Source organism: Affinundibacterium nitidum (genome assembly GCF_014284155.1).
Taxonomy (GTDB): Bacteria; Pseudomonadota; Gammaproteobacteria; order Burkholderiales; family Burkholderiaceae_D; genus Undibacterium; species Undibacterium nitidum.
This window is the reverse complement of the sequence record NZ_JACOFZ010000010.1, coordinates 19,056-31,396: the sequence shown is the minus strand read 5'-3', so window position 1 is coordinate 31,396 and position 12,341 is coordinate 19,056. Positions and strand designations below refer to the sequence as shown.

Annotated in this window: 9 protein-coding genes; 5 read left to right on the top strand and 4 right to left on the bottom strand. The window is 46.4% G+C overall.

Annotated features, from left to right (window positions below; translation table 11 throughout):
• Positions 1-170: 170 nt before the first annotated feature.
• Genes H8K36_RS17110 through H8K36_RS17095 form a run of 4 tightly spaced genes read left to right on the top strand, consistent with a single transcriptional unit; the run spans position 171 to position 5,040 of the window.
• A complete protein-coding gene (locus H8K36_RS17110; RefSeq protein ID WP_186917742.1) occupies positions 171-1,793 on the top strand; it encodes an HD family phosphohydrolase in 1,623 nt (540 codons plus the stop codon).
• A gap of 15 nt (positions 1,794-1,808) precedes the next feature.
• Complete coding sequence (locus tag H8K36_RS17105) at positions 1,809-3,650, top strand: CHASE2 domain-containing protein (RefSeq protein ID WP_186917741.1); 1,842 nt, start codon at positions 1,809-1,811, stop codon at positions 3,648-3,650.
• Complete coding sequence (locus tag H8K36_RS17100; RefSeq protein ID WP_186917740.1) at positions 3,647-4,159, top strand: SH3 domain-containing protein; 513 nt, start codon at positions 3,647-3,649, stop codon at positions 4,157-4,159. Before H8K36_RS17105 ends, H8K36_RS17100 begins: the two co-directional genes overlap by 4 nt.
• Positions 4,159-5,040 (top strand): M48 family metalloprotease, encoded by an 882-nt coding sequence (locus tag H8K36_RS17095; protein WP_186917739.1) that lies wholly within the window; start codon positions 4,159-4,161, stop codon positions 5,038-5,040. Before H8K36_RS17100 ends, H8K36_RS17095 begins: the two co-directional genes overlap by 1 nt.
• Before the next feature lie 62 nt (positions 5,041-5,102).
• Here the strand turns inward: H8K36_RS17095 and H8K36_RS17090 are convergent, their stop codons facing one another.
• From H8K36_RS17090 to H8K36_RS17075, 4 genes are all read right to left on the bottom strand, one after another.
• Positions 5,103-6,281 (bottom strand): acetyl-CoA C-acetyltransferase, encoded by a 1,179-nt coding sequence (locus tag H8K36_RS17090; protein WP_186917738.1) that lies wholly within the window; start codon positions 6,279-6,281, stop codon positions 5,103-5,105.
• 196 nt (positions 6,282-6,477) lie between these two features.
• On the bottom strand, positions 6,478-7,038 hold the full coding sequence (locus H8K36_RS17085; protein ID WP_186917737.1) for a phasin family protein: 561 nt from the start codon (positions 7,036-7,038) through the stop codon (positions 6,478-6,480).
• Positions 7,039-7,248: 210 nt separating this feature from the next.
• Positions 7,249-7,743 carry a methylated-DNA--[protein]-cysteine S-methyltransferase gene (locus H8K36_RS17080; RefSeq protein ID WP_186917736.1) on the bottom strand — a complete coding sequence of 165 codons (495 nt, stop codon included), beginning with the start codon at positions 7,741-7,743 and terminating at the stop codon, positions 7,249-7,251.
• Between the two features lie 27 nt (positions 7,744-7,770).
• Complete coding sequence (locus H8K36_RS17075; protein WP_186917735.1) at positions 7,771-9,222, bottom strand: DNA-3-methyladenine glycosylase 2; 1,452 nt, start codon at positions 9,220-9,222, stop codon at positions 7,771-7,773.
• Positions 9,223-9,400: 178 nt separating this feature from the next.
• Between H8K36_RS17075 and H8K36_RS17070 the strand changes: the two genes are divergently transcribed.
• Positions 9,401-12,292, top strand: coding sequence for an ATP-binding protein (locus tag H8K36_RS17070; RefSeq protein ID WP_186917734.1), 2,892 nt, complete (start codon positions 9,401-9,403; stop codon positions 12,290-12,292).
• Positions 12,293-12,341: the final 49 nt, after the last annotated feature.

Here is a 12,341-nt window from a genome sequence, read left to right as displayed (position 1 = left end):
CAATGCCGACAGCACGTGATCTCGCTCAAACCGCTTTTGGTTGCCAAAACAACACGATCAGTCATCGATACTGTGATTTTGTCGTATCTGCGACAGCTGCAAGGCTTTGCAGGAAGGTATATCAGTTAGACTTACATTAATTTTGTCCTAGCTATACACCCCACACTACTATGTCTGAACTAAATCACGAGCAAATCGCCCAACGTCTGCAGCATCTGACCGAGCTCAGTGTGGAACTCAATGGCATCAAGGACATCAACGCCCTGTTAGAGCGTATTTTGCAAACGGCAAAGAGTTTGACTGGTGCCGACGGTGGCACGCTGTATCGACTGAGCGAAGATAAGAAGCATCTAAAGTTTGATATGGCGATTAACGATACGCTGAAAATGCATTTTGGTGGATCGCATCCGCAAGCCAATAATATGCATTCGATTCCCTTGTTCGATGAACATGGCAATCAAAACCTCAATGCTGTCGTTGCTTTTGCCGCGAACCTAAAACAATCCGTCAATATTGAGCACGTATATCAAACGCCTTTGTTTAACTTTTCTGGTATGCGTAAGTTCGATGAAGAAAATAACTATCATTGCCAGTCGCTATTAACGGTTCCTATGCTGGACCATGAGTCTGAGCTCATCGGCGTTCTGCAACTGATCAATAAAATTTCTCCTGATACCAAAGCGATTGAACCGTTCTCCCCGACCGATCAAGGTTTTATCGAGGCACTCGCCTCGCAAGCCGCCATCGCACTCAGCACGCAAGAACTGATCTTCCAATTGGAGCACCTGTTTGAATCCTTGGTGAACTTAATCAATATCGGTATCGACGAAAAGTCGCCAAACACCGGACGCCATTGTCAGCATGTGCCTGAATTAACCATGATGCTGGCAGAAGCAGCGCATCGCCATCAAGATGGTGAACTAAAAACTTTCAGAATGACTGATCGCGATCGCCGTGAACTTTGGCTTGCTGGTCTACTGCACGACTGCGGCAAAATCACGACGCCGGTTCATGTCATCGAGAAGTCGACCAAGCTCGAAACGATTTTTGACCGTATCCATTTGATCGACGCACGCTTTGAAATTTTGCGGCGCGATCTCGAAATCGCCTATTTGAAAGAGGGCGACTTTAGCGCAGAGCGCAAAACGCGCTACGAACAAGATGTTGCTCAACTCGACAGTGAACGCGCCTTTTTGCGTCATTCGAATGTCGGCGGTGAACGCATGAGTGATGATGATCAAGAGCGCGTACGCCGCATTGCGCAACGTACTTGGATCGATAGTCGTGGCAGCGCTCACCATTTACTCAATGCCGAAGAAACCGAAAATCTGACCATCAAAGCGGGAACGCTCACTGGGGAAGAACGCAAGATCATCAATAACCATATTTCGGTCACTATCCGCATGTTAGAAGCCCTGCCTTGGCCTAAACATCTACGTAATGTGCCTGAATACGCAGGCGGTCACCATGAACGTATGGACGGCAAAGGCTATCCACGTGGTTTAACTAAAGAACAAATGTCGGTGCAAGCTCGCATCATGGCGATCGCTGATATTTTCGAAGCTTTATCTGCAAAAGATAGGCCTTACAAAACAGGTAAATCACTGACCGAGTCCTTAAATATCCTCGGTAATTTTAGTTTGAACGGGCATATTGATCCTGAACTTTTCCATGTGTTCGTGAAAGAAAAAGTGTATTTGGAGTATGCAAAAAAATTCATGGACGAGTCGCAAATTGATGCTGTCGATGAAAGTAAGATCCCTGGCTATGTGCAGACCTCAGCAGCGACATAGACACCGATACTAGCGATGAAATCATCACTACGTTTTATTCACGTTTTTACTTTACTCATCGCCCTCGTCGCTGGCTTTGAAATTCTGTGGCCTCGCCATCTACTCAATCTTGATGGCAAATTTTCAGACTGGTTGGTCAAACTTCATGCGGAAAAACAGCTGGTAGACAAAGATATTGTGATTCTCAATATCGATGACCGTAGCTTGATTCAAATGGAGGAAAAAGTAGGGCGTTGGCCTTGGCCACGTTCGGTGTATGGTGAGGTAGTCGAGTCTATCCTGCGTCAACAACCGAAAGCTATCGTATTCGACTTAACTTTCAACGAGCGAGATAAAGACAGGCCGGAAAGCGACCAAGTTTTCAATGATGCAATCAGGGACAAGAAGAATATTTTTTTTCCTTTTGTCATGCGAAAAATCGATCAAGCGGCGCATGTTGGGAAACTGAGTGATCTACAAAGCCGCTTAGCTTTGATCAAGACACCCGCTGCCAACGATTTTGCGCAGGGCGCATTCCTCATACCGATGGCGATTGAACCGGAACAATGGCGCGTCGGCACCGTCAATTTTCTCGAAGACGCTGACGGCGTTGGCCGCCGCTACTCTCTGTATACCAACATCGATGGTTGGTTGGTTCCATCACTCCCCGCACGAGTCGCACAAGACTTAGGCTATCAAGTGCCGCAACAAGCGGACTTGGTATTGAACTGGCGCGGGACGAGAAATCCTTACACGATAGTGTCGTTCGTTGATGTTTATGAAGATTTAGATCGGGAAAAGCCGATACGTTCCTCCCAGGAATTCAAAAATAAAATTATCTTGATTGGTGCTGACGCGTCCTCGCTTCATGATTTACGTGTGACACCTATCGATAGCCAATATTGGGGCTCTAATATGTTGGCAATGGCGATTGATAACCTCAAGAATCAACAGTTTTTATATACCCCACCAGCGTGGCCAATAATGTTAGCGACATTGGCCGCAATTACCGCTATTTATGCTTGTTTCTTATCACGAGTAAATGCGCTTTACCCCGCACTGGCACTGACGATTGCGACGCCTGTCGTGATCACAGCAAGCTACCTCGCACTTCCTTACGGTGTCTTGGTTCACGTCTTGATCCCCATCATTTTTGCGTGGGTTTACTATTTCTCTTTAGCCTTAAGGGAATATTGGATTGTGCACCGCTCCTATCAAGCGACCATCAAGGAATTTGGTCGCTATGTGAATCCGCACGTGGTCAAAGAATGGGTGGCACGTGAAGGTTCGGAGCACGTGGGCGAGAAAGCAGAAAGCCGAGAAATCACCGTGCTTTTTTCGGATATTCGTGGCTTTACTACCTTGTCTGAAAGTCGTACACCTGAGCAAATTGTTGATCTACTTAACCGCTATTTCACCTTGCAGGTGGAGGTTATTTTTCGCTACAACGGTACCATCGACAAATTCATCGGCGATTGCATTATGGCTTTCTGGGGCGCGCCGCTCGATAATCCACAACACGCACTCGATGCTGTGAAAGCAGCGGTAGAAATGTCTGAAGTCTTGGAGAAATTTAAGCAAGAACTAGGCGATCTTTCTGCCGATTTCGATGTCGGGATTGGCCTACACTCTGGACCTGCCGTTGTAGGATCAATCGGCTCATCCGAACGAAAAGAGTTCACAGCTATAGGCGATACCGTCAATTTGGCCAGCCGTATCGAAGGCATGACCAAAGGTGTATCGCGCATCCTAGTATCGAAGGAAACGATGTTGTTATGCGGCGACGCGCTTGACTTTGAAGCCTTTGGCTCCTATAAGGTGAAAGGTCGTGAACAAGAAGTTGAATTATTTGCCCCTAGTCCAAGGAAGCCAACATGAAGTACTTCATAACCCCCATTCTTATCGCTGGCAGTCTGTTGACGTTACAGAATGCAGCAGCGCAAAGCCAAGCAACCGTAGTCCGCAGCACCGAGCTCAAAGCTAAGCCATTTAGCGACTCAGAGACTCTTAAGGCACTGAAAGAAAGCGACAAGCTGAGTGTGTTGTCGCGTAAAGCGAGTTGGACTGAGGTGAAGGCACAGGATGTCTCTGGCTGGGTAAAGATGCTGAGCTTGCGTTTTGACGATCAAGGCACCAAATCCTTCAATGTTGCGGAAACATTAGGTTCAGGAATCAATTTACAAAAGGGTACGAACAGCGGAAGTACGACGACCACTGCAGTCAAAGGTTGGGATAAAAATGACTTTAAGAACCTCAGCCCGAATTCAGAAAGATTACAAAAAATGCAGGCGCTCAGTGTCAGCAAAGCGGATGCGAAAGCTTTCGCAAATCAAGGAAATTTAAACGATCAAGAACAAGCCTATGTCAAGGCTGAGGGAGATAGATAATGAAACCCTTCATTCGATCCGCGTTGGCGCTGTCATTTTCTTTTTCGGTAAGTATAGCGGCCGCGGCGCCTAGCCCTCAGTTCAAACTCGATTTCACTAAAGCAATCAAGACTGCCTCAGATGCAGTTAAGGTTACAAAGGAGTTTTCTGAGGCTGATGAAATCGCGCTGGGACAAGAGGTCGCTTCCAACCTTTTGAGCCTTGGCCCTGTGCTTGAGAATCAAGAAGTACAGAATTACGTGAATAAAGTTGGCCGTTGGGTTAGCAGTCATAGCGAACGCCCAGATCTTCCTTGGACTTTTGTCGTTCTCGACTCTTTAAATACCAATGCTTTTGCTGCTCCAGGCGGTTATATCGTGATCACTCGCGGCCTACTACAAAGCCTCAATAGCGAAGCAGAATTAGCCGGGTTACTTGGGCATGAGATTTCTCACGTGATTCGCAAGCACCATTTGAGTGCTATCAAAAAAGCCGACGCTACATCGTTTACGAAAGGACTCGGCAGTCAACTTCTCGAAAATTCAGGGAAAGCCAATAACACAACAAGATTTGCTGTTGAACTGATCAGTGGGGTCGTGGCTCTGTATGGGAAGGGCTTGGAAAAGGACGATGAATTTGAAGCTGATCGTATGGGCGTCGTATTGGCAACTAGAGCTGGCTATGACCCATTCGGTTTACCTGCAGCCTTACAAACCATACAAAGTACCTCGATGAACAGCAACTACTTGCAGCTATTCTTGGAGACTCACCCAAAACCAGTAGATCGACTAAATCAGCTCGACCGAGTAATGGGATCGAAATTTGATCGCTATGATGGATTACCAAGCTTGGAAGATCGCTTCTTGAAAATCAAGGAGTCTTTGATATCAAGGAAGAAATAGGCAAAAAAAGGCCCGCATACTGTCAGAGGTATGCGGGCCTTTTCAATACTTTTTACGCAAACTTAATCACGTTCAACGGCCAGCGCCACACCCATACCGCCACCAATACACAAACTCGCCAAACCTTTTTTCGCATCACGACGAATCATTTCGTGAATCAAGCTGACCAGGATACGGCAACCTGAGGCGCCAATAGGATGGCCGATCGCAATTGCGCCGCCATTGACGTTGATCTTGTTCGTGTCCCAACCCATTTCACGATTCACACCAATTGCTTGCGCAGCAAAGGCTTCGTTGATTTCCATCAGGTCGACTTCTTCGTGCGTCCAACCTGCTTTTTTCAAGCACAATTGCGATGCTGGAACAGGGCCTAAACCCATGATGGTTGGATCGATACCGGCAGATGCATAGGCTTTAATGCGCGCCAATACCGGCAGACCCAGCTCGGCTGCTTTTTTAGCTGACATCATGATGACCGCTGCAGCACCATCGTTCAAACCAGAGGCATTACCCGCAGTGACCGTACCTGCTTTATCGAAAGCTGGGCGCAGAGCTGCCAAGGATTCCAGTGTTGTGCCATGTTTGATAAATTCATCAGTATCGAACACAGTCGTACCTTTTTTGGTGACGATTTCGTAAGGGATAATTTCGTCAACAAACTTACCTGCTTTTTGCGCGGCTTCTGCTTTATTTTGTGATTCAACAGCGAATTGATCTTGTTCTTCACGCGTAATGCCATGCTTCTTCGCGACGTTTTCCGCAGTAATGCCCATGTGGTAGTTGTTATAGGCATCCCATAAACCATCAACGATCATGGTATCAACCAACTTCGCATCGCCCATACGGAAACCATCACGGGAACCGTTCAAAACATGGGGTGAAGCACTCATGTTTTCTTGGCCACCAGCGATGACGATTTCGGCGTCGCCAGCCATAATCGCTTGAGCAGCCAAATGCGTTGCTTTCAAACCGCTGCCGCAGACTTTGTTGATTGTCATCGCAGGAACTACGTTTGGCAAACCAGAGCGAATCACCGCCTGACGTGCTGGATTTTGACCAGCGCCGGCCGCCAACACTTGGCCCAAAATCACTTCACTCACCGCCGCACCACTCAAACCTGTCTTCGCCAACAAGCCTTTAATCACATGCGCACCCAAATCAGATGCTGGTACTTTTGCCAGGGAACCACCAAACTTGCCAACCGCGGTACGTCCTGCGGCAACGATTACAACTTCTTGCATGTGAAACTCCTCTATAGAGAAAAGGTGAGTGGATGGGATGCGATAGATTACACCAGACTTCGATTAAGTGCTGCAAAAGCCGCCAATTGTTTGTGTTAATCGGACTAACACCCAATTTTTGGACAAAAAAAAGCTCCCGGGGGGAACGGGAGCTTTTTCTACTACTTAGAACAAATTCATTTGAACAAGGTCCAAATTATTTTTTCTTTGCAGTTGTTTTTTCTGCTGCTTGTGTGAATTGCTTAGTCGCGTTAGCGAGGTTTTCTTCCAAAGTTGCAACAGCTTGCTTTGTTGTTTTAGACAATTGTTCGTAACCAGCGTTGATATTGCCAACCACTGTTTTCAATGCTGTAACAGCTTGTTCGGAACCTGCTGGTGCATTTTTAGTTACTTCGTCGATCAAAGAGATCACTTTAGCGTTTGTTTCAGCGATGTGCGCTTCAACTGCTTTAGTGAATTCTTGTTGAGTTGCAGAAGTGATTGTTGCCAAATGACGGCCATATGCCAATGCTTTTTCTGCGTTTGGTTTTGCTTGAGCTGTTGTCAAGTTGAAGAATTCTTGTGCATCTTTAGCGCTAACCAATTGTTGAGCTGCTGCTGTGCTTTCTTCGAATGTTGCTTTAGCAGCGTTAACATTCAAAGATACGAATTGTTCGAAACCTTCGAAAGCTTTTTTGTTCAATGCTGTCAAAGCGGCGAATTGTGCCTCAAAACCGTTTTTAGAAGCGGCGAGGAATTGTTCTGGTGTTGTGTACATGGAATGCTCCGGTAAATGAATTGTGTTCAAAAAGATTTAAGTCAAATTGGCAGTGAATCCTAAAAATTACCTTTGGTGCACCGCAACAAAATCTATTCTACTGACTATTTTTTAGGCGTCAAGCTTTTTTTGTGCATTGCACCAAAATTGTTTGTATCGACCGGAATATCATATCTTTTCGATCACTATTTCCCTCGAATTCATGATCATTTAATCTATTTTTAATGTTCTTTTTTCAAGATCGAGCAAATATTGCTTTTTATCGAGGCCTCCCGCATAGCCATGCAAATCGCCGTTAGCAGCAATCACTCTATGACAAGGCACAATAATGGAAAAAGGGTTGCGGCCATTCGCTGCACCTAAAGCCCGCACTGCTTTAGGCTTACCTATACTTTGTGCAAGTGCACCATAGCTAGTCGTCTGTGCAAACGGTATTTGCACTAATGCAGCCCAAACTTGTTGTTGAAATGCAGTGCCGAGGCCTGGCGCTAATGGAAGATCAAATTGAAATCTTCGTCCCGCAAAGTACTCCGTCAATTGGCTCTGCGTTCGCTGCAAGATAGGATGAGCAAGATCTTGTTGCCAACTGGGGTCAGGCACATGATGGCGATGTTCTTCAAAAAACACACCATGCAGGAAGCAATCGCTACCCAATAGGCTAAGGCGGCCAATTGGACTAGGGTAATGAAGATATTTCAATGACATATATTTGCTCTCAATTTAAAAGTCGATTTATTCAGTTGTCACTGCAAGCGACTGCCACAACAGCAATGCCGCATACGACCGCCATGGCGCCCAACGCTGCGATTTCTGGAGCAACAGTTTCTCATTGCAACGAGCTTCCCCTTCTGAAGTAACTGCTTTTTGCAGGCCCAAATCACCAGCAGGAAAGGCGTTTGGAAAGCGCAGGGCCCGCATCGCTATGTATTGCGCGGTCCATTCTCCTATCCCCGGCAAAGACTTCAAGGTTCGAATAACTTCATCGAGTGGCAAGCCAGGGGCAAAATTGAGCCCTCCATTTACGGTAAAGGCAGCGAAGCTTTGAATTGTCGCTGCACGTTTACCTGGCATACCCAAACCAGCAATTTGATCAACACTTGCATTTGCCAAGATCTGGGGCTTTGGGAAGTGAAAAGACAAACTCGACCAAGGGCTTGTTACGGGCTCACCAAATTCACGCACGAGCCTTCCAGCCACCGTGGTCGCCCCGGCAACGCTAACCTGCTGTCCTAAAATCGCTCTAATTGCAAGCTCAAATGCGTCGAAGGCGCCGGGTACACGCAGGCCAGGGGTTCTATCGAGCTGGTTCGCTAACAATGGATCTTGTTGCAGATGCTGAGAAATCATGGCCGGATTTGCCTCTAAATCAAACTGATTTCGTACACCTTCGATTAAGGGCATTAACACTTTGTGCAGACCAGAGGAAACAGATACCAAAAGCTGCTGGCTTGCTGATAAATGGCTAACGCGAATCCAACCGCTCGCATCGCCGATCTTAACGGTACGCATGTAGCAAGAATGTTCAAGATCAACCTCTTCTAGCCCAAGCATCGCGCGCCCCTTCAAATAACTCAGTAACTCCTGCCATGCATAAGGAGGGCGATAAGCTAAACGTAATACCAGCTCGCCAGAAGATGGTTGTGCAGTGCGCCGAATCGAGGCTGGTGTCATTTGATAACGAGATTCGAACAGAGCATTAAACCGGCGCACGCTACCGAAGCCAGCGACGAATGCAATTTCAGTCATCGATAACGCTGTCTCTTGAATTAATTTCTTCGCAAAAAGCAAACGCTGAGTTTGTGCTAATTCAACTGGACTTACACCAAATTCCTGAACCAAAACTCGACGCAACTGGCGTGATGACAGCCCAATCTGTTGTGCAAATTCTTCAACGCTACTCTCGTTCAATACGCCTGCGGCGATCTTGCGCCAAATCGCGTGAGCCAAATTCTGCTGTAAAGCATACGGTGCTAACTCTGGTCTACATCGTAAGCATGGTCGAAAGCCCGCGGCCTCTGCTGCGGCTTGTGTGCTAAAGAAAAGACAAGATTCTTCTTTTGGTGTCTTCACTCGGCAAATCGGTCGGCAGTAAATGCCCGTTGTTTTAATGCCCGCAAAAAACACACCGTCAAAACGTGCGTCTTTGGCCGTCATCGCTCTATAGTATTCAGAATGTTGATGCATAAAGGTCAAAGTTAAATATCGTCATTTCGCGGTTTTTTACTGCATTCTTACTTCTCGAACCTACGCCAAGAGTAATATATTGCCGTTATACGTGAATGATCCAAAAAGAACTAGCCGTTTTCGGACGAACAATTAGCAGCACATGAAAATACCTGTCTCAAACTAAAGAACCTAGTCTATGAATGAAGCCTTACAACGGATTGAACACTGCGCCAGACGCCATCCTCTATTGGCGAAGGTAATGTTTGAACGTTTAGAGCTTCGGGCACGCAATGCGAACGACATTAAGATTGCTCTGAACGCCCTTGCACGTCGGTTCTTCATTGAGGAGCGGCTAGGGCAAGCTGTACAATTAATTAATCAGCTTGAAGCAAGTCTGCAAGAAGCTGAAGCTCACCATTTACCTTACCAAGCTGGGCGCCTCATGCTATGTATCGGTCGTATACGATACACGCAAGGAATCTATAAAGAGTCGATCCGATATTGGACTCGCTGTATCGATCTCTGCAAGATCACGCACGATGCTGAGGTCCATATCGAAGCTCGCATCGGACTTGGTCAAATTTACGATGCGCTGGGTGATTGGGAGACTGGTGCGCGATTCCATTTGGATGCAGGAAAATTACTCGAGAAATTCGATAGGCCTTATCTCAAGAGTAAGCAAGCGATCAACCTCGGTGTGAACAGTTTAAATATTGGGCAAATTGAACTCGCAAAAACGCTATTTGAACAAGCCCGCACTCAAGCACAACGCGGCAATATCAAAGAATACATCGCCGAGGCCCAGTGGCATTTAGGGATCATCGCTCATAAACAAGGGCGGACAGAACTTGCGTTAGCAGAAATTGAGCAGGCAATTCGACTTGCCAAGACTTGTGGCTATGAATGGCTGCTTGGGATGGCAGCCAATTCTATCGGCGAGATCTATACCGAACAAAACAAATATCAAGAGGCGATCAAAGTTTTTTCCGATGCGCTGGCCCATGCAGAGTATATCGAGTCACGTCATCAGAAAGCACACTGTTGTGATGCACTTTCTCGTCTCCACGAAAAAATTGACGAACCGCACAAAGCGCTGCACTACGCCAGACTACACCACCAATTTAATGCTGAAATCGCTGAGCTTACTGTCGTCGACAAATTTCGCGAATTACGTGAGTATGATTTGTCGCGAAAGCCACCGGTCGAACTTCTGCTCGACTTGTCTTCAGATAGCCAACTTGAAGAGAAAAGTATTGAAGATGCGCTGTCCCATATTGCTTTGTCGGCGCGCGCCATTTTACAAGTCGATATTGTCGTGCTTTGGCTAAAAGAAAGCGAAGGCCAACGCTTAAAGTGTGTAGCCACTGCGGCGGAGATCTCGCTTTCAATTAAGGTTGGTGCTGCCATTGAACAGAGTCAGTACTTGAAATACTTTCAGGTCGTACAGTCGCTACAAACACCAAATGCGGCGCATGATATTCGCCTCCATCCTGCAGCCACTGAATTAAGTGAGATTTATACGGGATGTGAACTTTCTTCCATCCTTGAGGTTTCAGTTCGCATACACGGTGAACAAATTGGTGTCATTAGTTTTGCAAACTGCAAGCAACCACGTAGCTGGTCCCGTGAGGACGTACTGTTTGGCAGTCATATCGCTAACTTGATTCAGCAAGTAATGAGTCATGACGAATACAAACAAGCACAAAACAAACTAGAAAACCGCGTTACCGAACGAACTAAAGAATTACAACAACAAACTGAGCTACTTCGGACCGCGCACAATAATATTTTCATTCTCAGTGAATTGGGTCGCGAGATCACGTCGCAGTTGAATCGTGAAAGTATTATGTCCACGCTTTATCATCATGTGATTCGTTTGATGCCGGCAGAAGCATTTTCTATCGGCATTTATAAGCCTGAACATGACAGTATCGATTTCCCCTGCAATATCGTGCATGGAAATAAGCAGCTTCCCTATCATCGCGATATGCACGACCCCGATCTACTCTCTGTTTGGTGCATCAAACATCGTAGAGAGATCTATATCAACGATATACGCGAAGACTATATTCACTACATCGGCCTAGAAGGGCTAGATAAGCTCACCTCAAGCGAAGCTTATCGCGAGAATGAAGAACGCTTTCATCCACTATCGTTCATCTACGCTCCTCTCATCATTAAGGGTCGAATTCTTGGTTTGATTTCAGTGCAAAGTTCAGGCGTACATGCCTTTGAGCGAATGCATGTCGATATGCTCACGACACTAGCCGCTTACACCGCGGTCGCGTTTGATAATGCTGATACCTATCAACAACTGTCATCGGCGCAGCAATTGCTAATGTCGAAAGAAAAATTAGCCGCGCTCGGCGCTTTGGTGGCGGGTATTGCCCACGAGATCAATACCCCCTTAGGAAACTGCTTACTCACATCAACGACCTTGAAGGAACAAACGTCTCGCTTTCTAACTCAACTCGAAGCAGGGACCTTGAAGCGCTCCGGTTTAAATCATTTCACCAGTGCCTTAAGTGAGGCGAATGATATGCTCACGCGTAATCTACTGACGGCTAGTGAATTGGTTAGCAGCTTTAAACAAGTTTCGGTCGACCAAACAAGTCAGCAGCGACGCGAGTTTAATTTGCAAAAAACAAGTCAAGAGATTATTCGCACCATGCAGGGAAGGATCAATAAGCAAGGACATACGCTGGATATCGACATTCCGGATGAAATCATGATCGACAGCTACCCTGGGCCATATGGACAGGTGATCACTAATTTCATTAACAATGCCTTAGTACATGGCTTTGAGGGCATTGAGCATGGTCGCATGCGATTGTCTGCAGAAGTTATCAATGCTGACTATATACGGATTCAATTCACCGACAATGGACTTGGCATCAAAGGAGAGCACTTACGTCGCATATTTGATCCCTTCTTCACCACAAAATTGGGGCAGGGCGGAAGTGGCTTAGGTATGAACATCGTCCACAATATTGTGAATGATCTGTTAGCCGGCACAATAGAAGTAGAAAGTGAAGTGGGACATGGTACCCGCATTACTTTAGTTTTACCGACTCATCCAGACGAGTAATCGCGGGCCATAAGCCTGCGGTATTTTATGCTCATCCAACTATGGTAAA